This window comes from Flavobacterium pectinovorum, assembly GCF_006438875.1.
Taxonomy (GTDB): Bacteria; Bacteroidota; Bacteroidia; order Flavobacteriales; family Flavobacteriaceae; genus Flavobacterium; species Flavobacterium pectinovorum_A.
The window spans coordinates 118,003-136,350 of sequence record NZ_RCZH01000020.1; the positions used below are offsets into that span (position 1 = coordinate 118,003).

Consider the following 18,348-nt stretch of genomic DNA (forward strand, 5'->3'; position numbering starts at 1 on the left):
CTGACACAAATGTGTCAAAAAACTATTGATGCGCTAATTTTTGGCGAATTCGAGTAAGTGATTGTCTTTCAATACCCAGAAAGCTGCAAAGATGAGAAACGGAGATTCTGTTAAACAGATCTGAGTGGTGTTTTATAAAATCAAGATAGCGTTCTTCGGCAGTTTGAAATATGAAGCTTTCAATGCGGGCCTGTTGTCGTTTTAGAATTTCTTCGGCAACCAAACGACCATATTTTTCGAAGCTGGGTAAATTTTGGTAAATCCAATGTAAATCATCATAAGAAAGACAAACCATTGTAGTTGGTTCCAGACATTGAATGGAATATTTACTGGGCTGTTGCGTGATAAAAGCAGGATAATGTGTGGCATAATCTCCTTCAGAATAAAAACCTACGGTAATTTCATTGCCTTCATTGTCTACAAAAGAAGAACGTACTAAGCCATTTGCGATAAAACCAATAGCTTTTTGAACTTTGCCAACCTGAAGAAAAAAATCCTTTTTATTCAATTCTAAAAACGTCAATTTTGAAGCATATTGAGAGATTTCAGCATCACTTATATCGGGACAAATTTCCCTAATCGATTTTAAAAGTATCTCTGCTCCTGATTCCATCTTAAGTTTCGTTTTAAAATTATGTTTTTAAACTTTCCTTCCGTAAAGCAAAATTCTTTTGAAAGCATACATGGCAGGAAGTTTTGGGAAATGCTCTGCTATTCTGGTTTTAAATGTGGCGATAAAAAGTTTCTTTTGATCTTCCGCCAGAAGTTCTATATACGGAATCAAGGCTGAACCGGAAATAAAATCGTAAAGTGCCTCGTGATCCTGTGCTATAATAGGATAAACTTTTTGCATAACCTCAATATTTTCCAATCCGCCATCAAACATAATTTGTGCATATTGATCGATGCTTAAAACGGGAGAATCTCTTCTCCATCCTTTAAAATAAGTTTTGAAAGGCTCTTCTCCGGCTAATTGATATAAGATTTTATTCAGTATATTTTCATTCTGAACCGGCATTTGAACTGCAAATTGACCTTTTGAATGAATCAAATTAAGCAACTTCGGAAACAATATTTCATGATTATCTGACCATTGAAGTGCTGCATTGCTAAAAATCAAATCCCATTTTTTACCTGATTCCAGCATATCTTCTACTGCCGCACGCTCAAAATGAAGATTATTGGCTTCAAAAGACTTTGATTTCTCCAGCATTTCGTCTGATGAATCAATGCCCAGGAAATCCGTTTTGTTGAATTTTTTAGCCAATATAGCGGTTTGTTCTCCTGTGCCACATCCCAAATCGATTGCTTTTGAAGATTCCGGATCTTTTATAAAATCCATCAAATCATAAAAAGGTTTATATCGCAGCTCTTTGAACTGATTGTATATTTCCGGATTCCAAGGCATAAAGTCGGTTTTAAATTTTTATTACTTCTGAAAATTATAAAACAATTGCAATAAAGAAGATGCAATTCAGCTAATTTACGATATAATTTTAGATTATGAACTTCGAGAATAATGTCATAGTTTTTTTTGGGATGACAAGATTGCGGTTACTTTGCGTTGGACGCATAAAACAAAAAAACCTCCAAAATTATTTATAGTTTTTGTCATTCGACCGAAGGGAGACCCGAGCGATAGCGAACAGACAAAGTAAATCACACACGTAACTCGACAAAGATTGGCGACTTACATAACGGAGTTTCTTGCGGAGATTCCTCGTTCCTCGGAATGACAAGATTTGGGGTTATGTTACGTTGGACGCATAAAACAAAAAAACCTCCAAAATTATTCGTAGTTTTTGTCATTTCGACCGAAGGGAGACCCGAGCGATAGCGAACAGACGAAGTAAATCACACACGTAACTCGACAAAGATTAGCGACATTTCTTTACGGAGTTTCTTGTGTGATTTCTCCTTCCGTCCAAATGACAGGATTGCGGTTACTTTGCGTTGGACGCATAAAACAAAAAAACCTCCAAAATCAAATGACTTTGGAGGTTCTGAATTTTGTACTATTGTATATTACATTAGTTCAAATCGTTGAACTCGTGTAATGATTTTAGTGTGCTTTCGTAGAATAAAATTGCAGCAATTAAATTTCCTTTATCCGAGTAAGGCATCATTTTTCTCTGGAAATCAACTGTTGTATCCAAAAATAATGTTGTACCCTCCGCTTGAGCATCTAATACTTTTTTGTGCTCACTATCGTCCGGAATACCTAAATCTGCCATAGTAACGCCTGGTTTAGTAACCAAAGCAATATAAGGAAGAGTTTTTACCAGAACTTTAATACGTTCAATGTATAATTCTAAAAGTTCTCCTTTTTGCATACCACTTAGTTCTTTTTGATCATGGTACTTGCGGATTAGCGCTGTTGTACTGATAATACTTCTTGGAGCATTTTTTGCTTGTGCTGAGATAGCTCCTGTAGTCAAAAAGAAAAGGATACTTAGTAAAATAATTTTGCTCTTCATTTTCATAATGTAATTGGTTGTTAATGAAAGCAAAAATATATAATTTAACTTAAATTGCAAGTTTATTAATTTCTTTTTTTTAATAAAATTTTAACGTATGGTTTTATGTCCTTCTACAGGCTTGTAGAAGCTATTCTGGCAGTTATTTTTGTTTATTATTAGTGAACAAAAACAAACTCAAAATTAAATTTCAGAACAACTTTACAAAAAAATAACACTGTTAAACTATATGCTGATATTTTTTTTAGCCTTTTTTATGACTTTATTATTCTAAAACGGCCCGGATATTTTATCCAGATACTTTTTTTATTGCCGTAATAGTCCATAAATTCTTCACAAACAAAAACCGCATGTGCAGATGACCACGCGACAACACCACAAAATTCACTTCCGGATTGTCGTTTTAGCTTTTGTATTTGCTTTCCTATTTTAAAACCTAAATACTTATAGATTGTTGGTGTATATACCGCACCATCTTCTAAATCCTCCAAAGCTCTGTCAAAAGTTGCTTCCTTATCAATAATTTGCTTGTACTTTGCCATTACTGCGTAAGTCAATATCGCGTAATCTGTTATTTTTTCGCTCTCACAATTGTCTTTGATAAATACAAATCCGGCAGATTCTTTGGCTTTGTCTATTTCGATATTATTCAATTCAAATGAAGCATTATTTTTCAATGTTATCTTATGCAAACTGTCGTTTATTTTTTGATATTCAAAAAGACTATCTAATCCATAAACGTTTAAAGAAGCTTTGATAAAAGCAATCGATGAACAATTGGTGCGTTCTCCCTGCTTAAAACTTTCAAATATTTTATCTGCACTCAATTGTGAATAAGAATTAGAACACACAAACAGTAAGAATAAATATATTGAACTAACAGATTTTATTGTCATTGGATTTTATAATTGTATCCCAACCGATTTTTGGGAATTATACATTATACAAATCTATAAAAATCAACCCATAATTGTTTTTTTAATTCCTAAGTTTTATAAAAATTTTAAAGAGTACTCCAATTCACATCATTAGAAAGAATTATAATTTGATTATATCGGCTATATTTAATAAAACTGAGGTAAATGTTGTTAAGTTAAGTTTTTAAAATAAAGTTATTGCAGATCAAATCCGTTTTTATCCGCGTTTTTACAAAGTAAATCTGTTTTATCCGTGTCAAAAATTAGACACTGATTTTACTGATTTGCTAAAGCGAAAACGCTGATAAAAACGGATTTTCTAATTACTTTTTGGATTAAATTGTTAAGTAATTTGATAGATTCCCTCCTTAACTTAATGACATTGCGCATGGAGAAATGACAATTATTGGGTTTCGATTGCCAAATGATGGATTAATCCCGTCCCGTCCCGAAACTTCGGGATCGGGATCGGGACATCGCTGCAATATATTTTATTCCTGCGAAACTTTTTTATATAAATATTGGTGTCAATTTTCGCAGACTTTTATTGATTATGCTGCGGGTAGATTTCTTTTTGTTTTCGTAATCTTCGCTGCATTTTTTTAACTCAACAAATAATATTTGAAATTTATCGTAAAGCGCATCGAGTTCTTGCATGGCTTTTCGCGTATTCGCATCTTCGGTTTCCTCAATTCTATTCTTGGAAATCGCAGCCATATGTTCAAATTTCCGGAATGCTGCCAACAAAATTCGATGCTCTGAAGAATTTATTCCTTGCATAATAAAATACTCTAATATATAATTGTAAAAGGTTTGAATTTAATGCATTATCAATAACGGATCTGCATCAATATAAATTTTAGATAATGGTAATGAGCGTGATGTTGTTGTGGTTTTCATTTTGTTTGTATTTCCAGATTGCATATTCAGGACTGTATTTAGCAAAATTTCTGATTGATTTCCTAACGGAAAAATTTCCAATTCCTGAAGTTCATCAACGCTTAGAGACGGGATTATTCCGCTTGAATAATCGCCTTCGTGTTTTGCATTGAAAAGTTTATATATAGAAGGATATAAAATCCAGCCTTTAGTATTTGGAATCCTGTCGTCTTCAATAGGAAAACCCGCTACATCTTTGCCAACGGTTTTTTCGCCAATCGTAATTACTTCCATAAAAGGACGAAGATTATTTATCATTATTTCGGATGCCGATGCAGTTCGTTTTCCGCATAAAATATATACTCGTTTAATATCCGGATGTGCGTTTTTAAGAACTTCAAAACTTACATTACGTTCATTGCTTTCCAGTGCTTCCTGAAAAGATTGTTTTACAAGTCCTCCATTTTTATTTCCTTCAAATTGGATAAAAAGATCACTTGATTTTATATTTGGCGCAACAATAATGCTTAATGCTGTTGCAGATGATACATCTCCTCCTCCATTATATCTCAAATCCAAAACTAATTCTGTTACATTCTGATTTTTTAATTCCTGAAAAATCTGCAGAAATAATTTGGCTTGACCAACATCAAAATGCGGAATTTCGACATAACCAATCTTATTATTATTATTATTATTCGAAATTACCTCAGAAAATATGGGCTGAGAAAAAGAAAAACCTTGTAATAAAGACACTTTTTCTGGATTTGAAAATCCCGTTTCTTTTGAATAGGAAACTATTTCCAAGTCTAAGTGTGTTGCCGTTGCTATGTTTTTATAAATCTTATCGTAATTATTCAGATTCAGTTCTTCGCCATTAATTTTTGTTATTAATTGTCCTCTTAATAATCCGTTATTTTTGGCAGGAGAATCTTCTAAAGCGTATAAAATAACGCCACAAATCTTGCTTTGATATTCTACAAACGAAATATCAAATCCAAAATTCCTTCGTAAACTCTGCGGAACTGTTTCTGGCAATTCAGGATTCACAGCATACGAATACAGATCTGATTTATATAATAATCTGTTGAAATATTCTTTTGGATTTATGGCTAAATCTCCCTTATCAGGCATTGTTTCATTCCATTTATAATACTTTTTCATTTGATTGTAGATCCAATCATTTGTGTATTTATTGGAACCTTCTTCATATACTTCCGGTTTGTCATCGACTTCGCAGGAAATTAAAAATATGCCGAAAAAAAGAAAAAAAAGGATTCTGATAAGAGAAGAATATTTCATTTTAAACTTTTAAAATTATGGAACCTAAACTCTTAAAATAATACTATTAGAATTCAAAAAAGTCAAGTAAATTCAAACTTCCATCTACACCAGAAAATTGACCATTATCCCCTTTTTTTTCATCCAATACAATCAATCTTGATTTATCTTTAGTCATTAACATCACAACAAAAATTTGCTTTCCTGGTATATAAGATTCTGTTGTACCGTGTTTTACCAATTCCATTTTAATAATTGGAGGTAATGAAGCAGGAAATTCAACGAAAATACTGTATTGATTTTGCCCAATGTTTTGTGCTACTGCAACAGTTTCTCCGTCTAAATTTCGTATAATTCCGTCTAAATTTCCTTTATATCCAGTATTTGAATATTTATTGAATGTTGGGAAAATAAATTTGAATCCTGCATTTCCGGTCTTTGTTAATACTCCGGGTTTTGTGGCTAAGACGTTATCAACCCATAAATCTTTTTTGTGATAAAAAGAAATTGTATCAATGCTTTTATTGCTTGTTATGTGGTAGGAATGCAAAATTTCTTTGCTTCTTTTATTTGTAATCACAACATCTTTGGGCGCATTTTCATAGATCACAAAATCATAATCTTTGACAATATTTTTGACGAATGCATTCTTATTTCCAATTTTTATTATTTTGCCATTAACAGCAATCTGAATAGAATCTGCGCGTGCATTATAACCTCTAATAACCAACTTTCCCGCTTTTTGTTCCGGATAATAAGGAACCAATTCGTCATTTGTGCAAGACTCTAAAAAGAGAAGTGCTATTAAAAAAAAAAGTGCGTTTACAATCTTGTTTTTCATTTTATATATGTAATTAGCAACTGTTTTTGGTCTTCGATAAAAACAATTACTTATTTATTTTTAGTTTTTGATAAATTTTATTTTTTAGAAATATATGTTTTAGTTTAACTTATGTGTTTTTTTCGAAACGTTTTCTAAAAGTGCTTCGGCAGTGATCCATATTTTGTCAATTTCATAGCCTACAAAGCTTGTGTTTTCATTTACGAATGAAATATAAACAGTATGACTGCCTTTAAATTCTGAAATATCTACTATGTAATCTGCAAAATATGCTGCATCTATCGTGGTTCCTCTAGTCAACAATATTGTTCCTAAAAGTTTGGCTGTGGCCTGATCTGATGATGTAGATCCATAAATTAAAATATTGTGATTTCCATCGTAAACCGAAGGCTGTGCTGTAAAATTGAGTTCAATTTTTCCGCCGTAATACGATAAATCTATTGCAGGCATGATGGCCCAATTTTGTTCTATTTGGTCAAGAGGTGCGCCATTATTAAGATCTACATTATATGTTCCTAAAATATTTATATCCCCCCCGACTATAGCACCGGTATTTAGGTCTAATTGAATATTTTTTCTGGCAATCCAATTACTGTTATTTCCATCTTTATCCAGCAAAACCCAATCAGAGACGTCTCCATCTTCAAAATCATCTTCCCATATTGTGAATTTACCACTTACAGGTTCTTCAGGAGACTCAGGTTCAGGATCTACCACTACCGGAGGAGAAGAATTAATGGGATCATCATTTTGGCAAGAAATCGCAATCAGAGCTATAATTGCCAATAAAAAAAAGTTTTTCATAATAAATTAATTAGTGCATATTTGGTAAATACTTTTTTTACAAACTATTCTGCTTTATTTCCGGAAATTTAGTTGTAATCAATCAGGTAAAACCCAATCTGAAACGTCATCATCCTCAAAATCATCTTCCCATATTGTGAATTGGGCAGATGAAGCAGTTGTAATCATTAGTAAAATAAATAGTATAGTTTTTTGTTTTTTGTTTTTAAAAAGCATGGGCAAAAATGCTGCCCATGCTGAATTAAATATTTATTAACCTGACAATTAGAAATTTGTAAACTTAGTCCAAGTGTTAGTCCAGTTAGCTTCTGTTTTGAAAGCTCCTGTAGCACCTGTAAAGTCTAATGTACCATTGTTGAAGAATGGTTGAGTAAGTCCCCAAGCTGTAGCTGGATTTACTGTTGAAGTTGTGTTTCCAAGACCTAAACTTGTTGTTGTAGGCAATACTGGATTAACAAATCCGTGAATAGATAATCCTGACCAAGTAGAGTTACTAGACAATGAAGGAGCTTCCCAGTAGATTCCTTTATTGTATCCTGTTACAGTAACGTTAGTAAGACTGATTTGTCCTAATCTACGAACATGGATTGCATTTTCGTATAAATTAGCTGTTGTAGCAGAGCTAACTCCAATGATAGACAATTGAGAAATTACCGGACGTGTAATTAATGTAGTTGTAGTACCTCCAGCGTTGTTATCTAATTCGATACCATTTGAATCCGGACTTAATGTAGATCCACTACCTGAAGTACTGTGAGTAGAATTACTATCTGCAATTGCAATAGCTTTTGTAACTGTTCCTGTGTAACCAAGATCAAAATCAAAGTTATCATCATCCGGAGCAAAAGAAACTAAATGGTTTACATTTACTGTTCCTCCAAAAAATTCGAATGAATCATCTCTTCCGTAAGAAACCTGAACGTGATCAACCACTGTAGCAGAACCAGCACCACCAAAAGTTAATCCGTTGATTTCAACTCCTGTTGCAGCATCAAGAATACGTCCTGCAAATTCGATACGTACATAGTTAATAGCTCCACCATTGTGAACTGAATTTGTTCCTCCGTAGTAGAAATCAGAAACATTAGGCTGATCTCCCAATCCTTCGATAACGTTAGTAGTTAATCCATTGTTTACCGGAGCATCTCCTAAAACAACAACTCCACCAAAATCTCCAGGAGTTGCTTTTGTAGATGCGTTACCATCTAATAAATTGTAACTTGTAAAGATAACTGGAGATGCAGCAGTTCCTTGTGCATCAATTTTACCTGTTTTAGTAATTACAAGAACTCCTGTAGCAACACCTGCAGCAAGAGGTTTTGCTTTAATATAAGTACCTGCCTGAATTGTTAATGTAGCACCAGATTTTACTCTTACTACTCCGTTGATTTCCCAAACTTTGTCACTTGTCCAAGTTGTGTTTACAGTAATATCTCCACTTACAGTTTGTACTGTTGCCGGGTATCCTGAATAATCAGCACCAGCAGCTTTCATAGAAAAAGAAGAATCAGCAGAAGAATCATCATTTTGGCAAGAAGTAACAGCCAGAGCTATCATTGCACATAGAAAAATTTTTTTCATAATAATTGGAATTATTGCTATATTTGCTGCTATTAAACTAGGCCTTTGGAGAGAGCAGCAAAATATCTTTCCTTAGGTCTTTCTCTTTTTTAGTAAATTCTTTTTCTTCAATAAACGATTCCGTTTTACCGCCGGAGGTTTACGCCTACTTCCATCTTTCATTATAGGATTAATCTAATGAAAGGATCAGGATCAAATTCTCCTTTAAATTTTAGAATAAATAAAAAGCTAGATGTTTATGGATATGATAAACCTAATGCCGCTTTATGGTGATTTGGCTTTGTATTGAAGATTCCGAATATCTGCAACCTTTACTATTTTATTTATTTAAAATTTATCAAAGAACTGTTTGTGATTCTCTTAAAGCAGAATCTTTACAAACACAAACATTTTAAATTTATCTCTTTAAACACAAAATGTCTTGTGTAGTACTATTAGATATTAGCTTTTGAAAAAGCAAAAAATCATGTCTGTTTTTTTTGTTAACGGTTTCTTAATATCCATCAAGAGAATACGTTCAATTATCTCGATTATCTGCTAAAACCTATAATTAAGAGATATACTAAATGTCCTGCCACTTTTAGCTTTAAATACAACCTGATCAATATCTTCATCGTACTTCTTTGTTGCCCCAGCACCCAGATTAAATTGTTCTCTTGGATTTGCCCCGTAAGTAAAATCCGTAATTTTACTATAACTATTAGTGTTATTATAAGTATTTATGCCTGTATCAAACATATTCTTCATGCTGCATTTTAATTCCAGATTTCTTTCTTTAAAAAATTTGTAACTTACCTGAGCATCCGTTATCGCATATGGCATGCGAATTTCTTCGGCCCTGTATTCAAATCCTACCAATATATATTGATCTCCAATCGCATTCTGTCTTAGACTAAAACCTAAACGGTCACCTACATAATCTAAACCAAGATTATAAGTATAAGGTGATTGCCCATACAAAGGCCTGTTGGCTTCATAAAGTCCTCCTGTTCCATCTATATTAACATAAGAAGTTACTTTTGTATCATTAAAAGAAGCATTGCCATAAACAAACAAATCTTTCAAAATTTCGCCTGCTCCTAAGAAAGAAAGATTTTTATAAAACTCAAATTCAACTCCCCAAAGTTTGGCATTGTTTGAGTTCAAAACGTAGATATCTCTTCCATCTGAAGTATTACGAAAACCAACTGATTCTATTGGATTATCAATGTCTTTATGATAAATACCAAAAGATAAAATCTCAGCACCAGAAGGAAACCATTCTAATTTAAGATCATAATTATTAGCGACACTTGAAACCAATCCATTTGAGTAATTGTAGACTTTAGCCGAACGAATTGGATCGTAATAAGGAATACCCAAACGCTCTGCAAATTGTGGACGCAAAACCGATTTATTATACCCCAATCTAACATTCATTTTATTAGTTGGACTAATTATTAAGCTTGCCGATGGCAGAAATTGCCACACTTTATCATTACCCTGGTCTTTTGCTAAACCATCAGGATATTCAGATTGGCTTTGTATTTCGGTATAAATGTAGCTTTCGGCTCTTACTCCCCAAACCAACCTTATATATCGCCCAATTTTATCATCGAGCATTAAAAATGGGGAATGTATTTTGACGTCGCCTTCATACTTATTACCGTATATCCCAAAATCTTGCCATCCAAAACCTCCCCAATAATAATTTGATCCGTCTAAGAATTTAGAAAGCGGTTCATAAATAACAGCCTGCTGAGCTGTCTGACCAACCGTTATTAACTTAGCAGATGCTTGTTGATTTGTGGCTCTTTTGTAAGTCCCAAAATAACCTCCTTTAAGATCATTTGTAAAAGAATCACCAAAATTAAAAGTGTATTTTAAATTAATGGCCCAGTTATAATCAGCCTCGTCATTAGTAAAATTGCTTCTGCTAAACGGAAAATTGTTCTTACCATTATTATTCACACTGTAAGATGTCAATATATCATCGCCTAATTTTTCCTTGCTAATAGTTACAAATGTTGCGTCCTTGGTATCTTTTGCTACATTTCCATAGGCACCATACCAATTAACTTCAAGGTTATCGAACTTGTGATTTCCTTCAATTTTATTCTGAATAAAAGTGGTGTAAACAGGATAATTAGACTCTGTAGTATTGGCAAGTTTGCTGCCGTCTAAAATCCCATCTATAGCATCGTCATTTTCCCAGCCTGTAATTTGGGTTAATTGATTGTTATAAATATGCATAACAGTATTACGCATTGTAATTTTATGATTCCCCAACTGAATACCCGCATTAAACATACCGCCCAAAGTCGAATTGTAAGTATAATTGGCTCCGGAATTTTTAAAGCCATATTTTGTAAAAGTGGAGTACAATGCTTTATCGCTCTCCGCCGAAAAATCAGTATTGCTTCTAAAATTTCTTTCTGTATGCTCAATTTCTAGTGTTTCCTGTGTATTCTTAAAAATTGCTGAACCAACAAATCCCCATTTATTATTGTCTTTTAATTTATAAGTTCTTCCTATACCAAATTGCAAAGTTGTTCCTGGAGCGCCATAGGTTTTATAAGTAGAAAAATTATCCTCCCTAAATAGTCTGCTATAGTCCAAAAACGGACCTGATTGTGCCTCAGTCGCTGGAGGATCTATTGTGGGACGGTTAGATGGATAATCACGTCGACCGTCATCAAATCCCCAATAATCATAATCGCCTTCCTGTTTTGTCAATCGCTCTTTGAAAGCACTTTTACTATTATAAGAATTACTAATAGAAAAATTGGTAAAATTCTCTTTAGGAATATCCATCGTCTTAACTTCTACATATCCACCGGCAAAATTGGCGTACATATCCGGCGTTGCAGATTTGCTCACTACAATACTTTCGACAATAGCCGTTGGAATAATATCAAAAGAGAAATTTTGCTGATACGCATCTGTACTTGGCAAAGCGATTCCGTCCATAACCGCCTGATTCCATCTTTCTCCCATAGAACGTACCACCACATATTTATCGCCAATTGTTGTTACACCCGTAATACGTTTTAACGAACTTGCTACATCTCTGTCCGGAGTTCTCGCAATTTGCTCTGCCGAAATACCATCTGAAAACTGAGCCGCTTTTTTCTGCTGCAATAACATACCTCCTACTGAAGCTGTTGCTTTTTTGTAATCCTGAATAATTACAACTTCATTCAATGATTGAGCATCTTCTTTTAAAGAAACTACAAGCGGAGTTTCGTCATTTTCAAGAACTTTAACTCCCGTTATTTTTTGCGTTTGAAACGAAATAGCACTAATTTCAATGGTATATTCACCTGGTTCTAATTCCAAAACATAGTTACCATCAATATCAGATTGTGCGCCAATACTCAGTTCAGCAACTTTTATATTTACACCAGGTAACGAAAGTCCTTTGACATCTACGACTTTACCTGTAATTTTTCCCTTCTTTTTTTTTTTGTCGCCGTCTTTACTATTTACGGCTATATTATTTTCATTTCTTCTAAAATTTAAGTTGGTCATGTTTTGCAAATCACTCAAAATTTCATCTATCGAAACATTATCTTTTTTTAAGGTTACCAATGGTAAATCCAGATCTAAATCTTTTTGATAAACAAATTGATAAGGTGTGCGGGATTTTAGATTATCAATAATTTTTTGTGGTGAAGAATTTTTAAAATCAACCGATACAGTTCCGGTTTGTGCATAAATTGAATTTGTTCCGAAGAAAACTCCGAAAAATAAAATCCATAAGGCAACGACAAATCGCCTCGAAAATTCATTGTTCATAATTGATGATTGTTAGTTTATTAGAATTCTTTTTTAATATGATATTGTGGGCAAATATTTTCAGTTTAAAGCGAGTGATTCCTGACAACTTCTCTTAAATCATTTTTTTTTAGATTTAATTCAGTTGCAAATTATTATTTCAAAATTTTTATAAACTTTTACCTGCTAATGAGAAAAGTACTGTTTCCGGTAGTTTGAATCTTGATTTCCAAAGCAAAAGCAATTGTCTGAAGCATTTCATATAAACCTTGTCTCGTATCAAGAGTTCCTTGTATTTTAAGATTCTTTAAATCTTCGTCTAAATACATTACCGAAAAATGATTGTTTACTTTTAGCTTTTCCAGAACTTGGGCTAATGTTAATCCATCAACATAGATTAAGACCTTTTTCCATTCCGGTTCAAGAACAAGAGATTTTTGTTTATTAAGCATCGAAGTTTCCGCTTCATAAATTGCCTTATCACCTCTTTGCAGTAATACCGTATTTTGTGTACTTTCGACTTTTACTTTTCCTGTTCTTACGTTTACTTCAGGTTGTTTATCGGCGTAAGCTTTAATATTAAAGGAAGTTCCAAGAACAGTCGTTTTTATAGCTCCCGAACTAATCACAAAAGGATGTGACGGATCGCGTTTTACTTCAAAAAAAGCTTCCCCTTTTAAAGTAACCGTTCTTTCTTTTCCAATAAAACTTTTAGGATATTCGATTTCAGAATTTTCGTTTAACCAAACTCTCGTTCCATCAGGTAAATTTAAAAGTCGCACATCTTTACTAAATGTTATCGTTGAAGTAATTTCAGGTTTAACAAAACCAGACCTATTAAAAGCCTGATAAGCGCTAAAAGAAAGGATAATTACAGCACTTGCAGCAGTGGTCCAGTTATAAAAACTTCTATACTTATCAACTGTAGTCTTACGTATCGTATTCCACATACGAGTTGTGCTTTCATTTGGCAAAATACCTCTGTTGGGTATTGCGTCCCACTCTTCTCTTAATTTTCTGGATTTCATTAAAATCAACTTTAGTGTTTGGAAAATCATACATTAATCTCCACGATTCAACTACATTAGATTTCCAATGATTTAAATATCACGGGTAGTCATCTCTATTAATGTTTTCTTAATATAGAAGAACATTCACTTAACTTTGACTTCAAGACAAAAAATGAATTATTAACACTAAAACAGGATAAATTAGTCTAATTAAAAGACTAAAAAACAAGTTAGTTTTAAGAGATAAATTCGGCCTGACTCACAAAAAAAAGCGCAAACCAATAGAGTTCGTGATTTTTTATCGAATTTTCTTTAAGGAATTGCAATGTTTTCGAAATTTGATTTGCCACAGCACTTGGAGACATATCCATTTCGGCAGCAATCTCTTTGTAACTGCGGTCTTCAAATTTATGAAGGTTGAATATCTTTCTCCTTTTCTCAGGCACTTTATCAAGAAGATATTGTATTTTTTCGAGCTTCAGGTTTATGGTATCGTCTGATTCTGAGGGAGAATCAAGTTCCCTGATTAATTGCTCATTTTCTACCGAGAAAATTCTGTTTTGTTTTTTATACCACTTCGAAATTTCTTGCTTTGAGCTTTTAAATAGAATGGCTTCCAACTCGACATTTGGATCTAATTTTGCCCTGTATTTCCAAAGATGAATAAAAACATTTTGCGTTACATCTTCTGAATCTGCTAGCTGTGCAGTATATTTTTTCACAAAACAAAATACTTTAAAATGATATAAATCGTAGATTTCTTTAAAACAGGAATCATCTCCCTCTCGTAACCTTAATACCAAATTAGAACTCATAATGCAATTTTAAATTGTTAAAGAAGAGCCTTACAAAAGTAAGATAAACCGCAATCGATATTTTTGTGATTCATTCATTTAATAATTTATTAATATTGACCTGTTGGCATATCATGAAGATGCAGCTTAACCGCAATATTGTCATTTCGATTTCTATGATAAAACCATTTTTTTTTCAGAAGCTAATCCCGCTATTCATTTCAATCTTTTGTGGCTCCCGATAGCTATCGGGACCGCACAAAAGGATTTTCTCCCGAAGCCTCGGGACGATCAGGGCTAGGACAATCATTTTTTATACCAATATTTTCGTTTAGTTTGTCATTTCGAGGAACGAGAAATCCCCACGAGAAGCTCGACAAGATTAGATTCTCGTTGTGGAGTTACTCGTGGGGATTTCTCGTTCCTCGAAATGACAAGATTAAGCTAATAAAATGCGTTTTAATCTGTGTTTTCGCAAAGCGAATCCGCGTCATCCGCGTTCAATATTGTCGCCAATCTTTGTCGAGCTACTTGCGGAGATTTCTCGTTCCTCGAAATGACAAAACTTTCGTGATTTAGTGACTAATAATTTTGAACCTTTTATTGCATAACTTTCTCAGTAATAGTATCTAACAAATTCGATCTTATTTTTGAATCCCTTTTATCAAGAAGAATTATGATACCCCAATTTTTAGCTCTGTTGTAACATATAATACAAGATTGTCCCATTGAATCTCCAGATTTCATATACAGTGTAGTTTTATCATCATTGTCGATATTTATACCCAATCCTAATTCTCTATTATCTACTTTATAGAAAGTTTTTTCAGTAACGAGAGCAGCTTTACCTACGGTAGTTTCTTTGTTTAAAATCGCTTTCAAATACTTCACCATATCGGTCGCATTCGATTTTACTAATCCTGCAGGAGATGTAATATTCCATTTGATAAATTCCTGAATCCCACCATCAGGATTGTGACCAACTGTTCTGTTTTTTACATCAAAATCTTCGGTTAATGTATGAGTCATGTGCACCGGATTTATTATTTTTTCTCTAATAATTTCATCATAACTTTTGCCATAAACTTTTTCTAATATTTGTCCCAATAAAGTAAAACCAATTGTAGAATAACGGTATTTGCCATAATCTTTAAGTTCCGTACAATTATTGATTAATGTTGTTAATGTTTGCTCGGTTACATTACTTATAGGCTGTTGCGGATTTAGTTCTATTAATTTTGCAAAATCGATATCAGGCAAACCAGATTGATGTGATGCCAAATCTGAAATTCTTATTTTGTTTTTAAGATTTTCATTCAAAACATATTCTTTAGGAAGATAGTTGTCTATATAATCCTCTAATTTTAATTTATTTTCAAGAGCTGCCTGAGCAATTAAATTTGTGGTTAAAATCTTGGTGATAGAAGCAATTTCGAAAATAGAATTTTTATTAATTTCAGTTTTACTTTCTGCATTCAACTTTCCGTAAGACGTATAAAATTCTTTATTGTTTTGGATGAATCCGACGCTAATACCAACATTAGGATTTTTTTGATAATTATCCTTTATTATAGAATCAATTTTTCTGGTAATATCCTGTCCAAAAGAAAAAGTGCTTACTAATAATACTGCTGCTAATAATTTTACTGAAGTTTTCATGGTATCGTTGTTTTAGGTTAGAAATTTATTTCGATACAAAGATGTGGGAGAACTTAAAGATACGCGACCGAGTAAAAACACTCGGTCGCATTTGTTTCGAGAAATGAGTACGAATAATTAAAGTAAGAAGTACGAGTAATTACAAAACATTGTATTACAGTATCTTGAAACCACTATTTTCCAATTAATTGAGAACATAAAACGAAGTGAATAAAATTAGATTTGCAAGTACAAAATAATTGTACTAATTAAATTTCTTGATTTTTAATGATTCCCTTGATTCTTGTAATTGTTTTTTATGAGTATCCATAACGCGAATACCAAGCCAAAATAATATAAAAAGTTTGCCGCGAATTTCTCGAATTACCCCGAATTATTTTGATTGTAGGTATTAAAATCTTCGTGAATCTGTGCAATTTTACTGCTAGTTTTTTTAGCATTTTCAAAATAAAAATTCGAGAAAATTCGAGAAATTCGTGGCAAAAAAATTGGTACTCTTTGCAGATTCTTATATTGTTTTTTCGGTTAAAAACTAAAAAAAGAAAGCATCAAAAATTAAAAGTTCAACACTTCTATTTTATTTATTTTAATTAAGCATATTTGCATATTGAAAATAAAATTTTAATGATAAAAATCAACCAAGAACTATCGTTTCCTTTAGAAAATGTGTTATTCTCATTTGCCTTAGCAATAGAAGCTGCCGAAGTTTTTAATGCACACAATGAGCTTATTACCGGAATTGGAAAAGTAAACGCTGCCTACGAACTCACGAAAGCTATACAATCTAAAAAGCCATCACTTATTATAAATCTTGGATCAGCGGGAAGTAACCACTTTCAAAAAGGCGATGTTATTTGCTGTACCAAATTTGTACAAAGAGATATGGACGTTCGCGGATTAGGATATGCCTTATATGAAACGCCACTTTCTGATTTGCCGGTAGTTTTAGAGTATGGTCTGACATTACCCGAACTACAAACGGGAATTTGCGGAACCGGCGATAATTTTGAAATGGGACACAGCGAAAAAATATATAACGTAGTAGATATGGAAGCCTACGCGCTTGCTATGATTGCTATGAAAGAAAACATTCCGTTTTTGTGCCTCAAATATATTTCAGACGGCGCAGATGACAATGCCGCAGATGACTGGCTGGTTCAGGTTCATAAAGCTGCAGAAGCTTTTGGGAAAATTTTGAATTTAAAAATAGATTAGACTATTTTATTATAACAAAACAGTCTAATCTATTTTTAAACCTGCTCAAAAATACTTTTAAACTGATACAGGATTCTTTCGATTAGTCTCAAATCTTCGGTGACGATTTCCGCACTTCCTTTCATTTCCTGTTGAAATACAATTCGTTTTTTATAAGACGTTTCCAGTCCGTTTGGGAGTGCAATATCCAATAACAGATTTCCGTCTTTATCGGGAACCAGTGAAATGTTTTGGATTTTTCCTCGCAGAACTCCAAATTCCCTATCCGGGAAATTTGCCAGTCTGATGTTTACCTTTTGTCCCACTTTTATTTTTCCTGAATTAAGTGCCGGTGCTTTTACTTTTCCAACAAAACCGTTTTTGGCATCGGGAATTATTGAAAAAACATTATCACCAACATTTATCGTTTGGTTCTCATTCCAAACCTGCAAAAAGGTAACTACACCGCTTATGGATGTTTTTAGCGTGTAGGCCAATTCCCAATCTTTTATCACTTTCTTGAGCTGATAAAATGATTGTGCCATGCTACGCCCCAGATTAACTTCTTCTTTGGTGCTGTTTATATGTGAACTCTGACTTGATTTTGTGTTGTCTATCAAAGAGGACCTTAATTGCGAAATCGAAGACAATAAGCTCTTATAACTCTTCTGAGCCTGCAGGTAAGTCAGCTTTTTGGCTTCCATTTCCTGGGCCGAGATAATTCCTTTATTGAAAAGGGTTTCAAAACGTGCAATTTCATTTTTCTGAAGCTGCAATTCGCTTTCGTTTATCACTTTTTGCTGTTGCAGGATTTCCAATCTTTCCTTGATTTGCACTTTCTCTGAAACCTGTGCTCTGTTTTCGACTTCAAAAGGCCGCAAGTCTTCATTTAATTTATCTGCCTGATAATCTTTTTGAAAAACGGCATACGCGCTTTCAATTTCGCCCAACTGACTGTTTTTAAGCAAGGCAAAAGGAAAATCTTTTTTGGGATCGTTGACATTATAAGCATCCACTATACTTTTTAATAAAAAAACATCCTTGTAATTGGCTGTGTTTTCTATAATTGCCAATGTTGTATTCTTGGGAACTATCGATTTGTCTTTTACCAGAATAGCTTCAATCCTTCCGGATGATTTCGAAACTATTTTCTCG

The 18,348-nt window shown here is 33.3% G+C and carries 15 protein-coding genes; 1 reads left to right on the top strand and 14 read right to left on the bottom strand.

Annotated features, from left to right (window positions below):
• Nucleotides 1-22 precede the first annotated feature (22 nt).
• The 13 genes from EAH81_RS23350 to EAH81_RS23410 form a co-directional block, all read right to left on the bottom strand.
• On the bottom strand, nucleotides 23-613 hold the full coding sequence (locus tag EAH81_RS23350; protein ID WP_140511414.1) for a Crp/Fnr family transcriptional regulator: 591 nt from the start codon (nucleotides 611-613) through the stop codon (nucleotides 23-25).
• 27 nt (nucleotides 614-640) lie between these two features.
• On the bottom strand, nucleotides 641-1,408 hold the full coding sequence (locus EAH81_RS23355) for a methyltransferase domain-containing protein (protein WP_140511415.1): 768 nt from the start codon (nucleotides 1,406-1,408) through the stop codon (nucleotides 641-643).
• A 622-nt stretch (nucleotides 1,409-2,030) separates the two neighbouring features.
• Nucleotides 2,031-2,477: a hypothetical protein gene (locus EAH81_RS23360; RefSeq protein ID WP_140511416.1), complete on the bottom strand. Its 447-nt coding sequence runs from the start codon at nucleotides 2,475-2,477 to the stop codon at nucleotides 2,031-2,033.
• A 254-nt stretch (nucleotides 2,478-2,731) separates the two neighbouring features.
• Nucleotides 2,732-3,304 carry a hypothetical protein gene (locus EAH81_RS23365; protein ID WP_241676639.1) on the bottom strand — a complete coding sequence of 191 codons (573 nt, stop codon included), beginning with the start codon at nucleotides 3,302-3,304 and terminating at the stop codon, nucleotides 2,732-2,734.
• Nucleotides 3,305-3,904: 600 nt separating this feature from the next.
• Complete coding sequence (locus EAH81_RS23370; protein WP_140511417.1) at nucleotides 3,905-4,174, bottom strand: hypothetical protein; 270 nt, start codon at nucleotides 4,172-4,174, stop codon at nucleotides 3,905-3,907.
• A 39-nt stretch (nucleotides 4,175-4,213) separates the two neighbouring features.
• The gene (locus tag EAH81_RS23375; RefSeq protein WP_140511418.1) at nucleotides 4,214-5,575 is read right to left on the bottom strand and encodes a S41 family peptidase; all 1,362 of its coding nucleotides are present in this window, start codon (nucleotides 5,573-5,575) and stop codon (nucleotides 4,214-4,216) included.
• Between the two features lie 46 nt (nucleotides 5,576-5,621).
• Nucleotides 5,622-6,395, bottom strand: a complete 774-nt coding sequence (locus EAH81_RS23380) for a hypothetical protein (protein ID WP_140511419.1) — start codon at nucleotides 6,393-6,395, stop codon at nucleotides 5,622-5,624.
• Nucleotides 6,396-6,494: 99 nt separating this feature from the next.
• The gene (locus EAH81_RS23385) at nucleotides 6,495-7,199 is read right to left on the bottom strand and encodes a hypothetical protein (protein WP_140511420.1); all 705 of its coding nucleotides are present in this window, start codon (nucleotides 7,197-7,199) and stop codon (nucleotides 6,495-6,497) included.
• Between the two features lie 264 nt (nucleotides 7,200-7,463).
• Nucleotides 7,464-8,780: a hypothetical protein gene (locus tag EAH81_RS23390; RefSeq protein ID WP_140511421.1), complete on the bottom strand. Its 1,317-nt coding sequence runs from the start codon at nucleotides 8,778-8,780 to the stop codon at nucleotides 7,464-7,466.
• A 537-nt stretch (nucleotides 8,781-9,317) separates the two neighbouring features.
• Nucleotides 9,318-12,557, bottom strand: coding sequence for a TonB-dependent receptor (locus tag EAH81_RS23395; protein WP_140511422.1), 3,240 nt, complete (start codon nucleotides 12,555-12,557; stop codon nucleotides 9,318-9,320).
• Nucleotides 12,558-12,715: 158 nt separating this feature from the next.
• Nucleotides 12,716-13,564, bottom strand: coding sequence for a FecR family protein (locus EAH81_RS23400; RefSeq protein WP_140511423.1), 849 nt, complete (start codon nucleotides 13,562-13,564; stop codon nucleotides 12,716-12,718).
• Nucleotides 13,565-13,782: 218 nt separating this feature from the next.
• Entirely contained in the window at nucleotides 13,783-14,361 is a 579-nt protein-coding gene (locus EAH81_RS23405; protein WP_140511424.1) for an RNA polymerase sigma factor, read from the bottom strand.
• Nucleotides 14,362-14,940: 579 nt separating this feature from the next.
• The gene (locus EAH81_RS23410) at nucleotides 14,941-15,999 is read right to left on the bottom strand and encodes a serine hydrolase domain-containing protein (protein ID WP_140511425.1); all 1,059 of its coding nucleotides are present in this window, start codon (nucleotides 15,997-15,999) and stop codon (nucleotides 14,941-14,943) included.
• A gap of 624 nt (nucleotides 16,000-16,623) precedes the next feature.
• Here EAH81_RS23410 and EAH81_RS23415 point away from each other — a divergent pair.
• Entirely contained in the window at nucleotides 16,624-17,214 is a 591-nt protein-coding gene (locus EAH81_RS23415; RefSeq protein WP_140511426.1) for a 5'-methylthioadenosine/S-adenosylhomocysteine nucleosidase, read from the top strand.
• Between the two features lie 35 nt (nucleotides 17,215-17,249).
• Here EAH81_RS23415 and EAH81_RS23420 read toward each other — a convergent pair.
• Nucleotides 17,250-18,348: HlyD family secretion protein (locus EAH81_RS23420; protein WP_140511427.1), on the bottom strand; the 1,099-nt coding region annotated here is incomplete at its 5' end.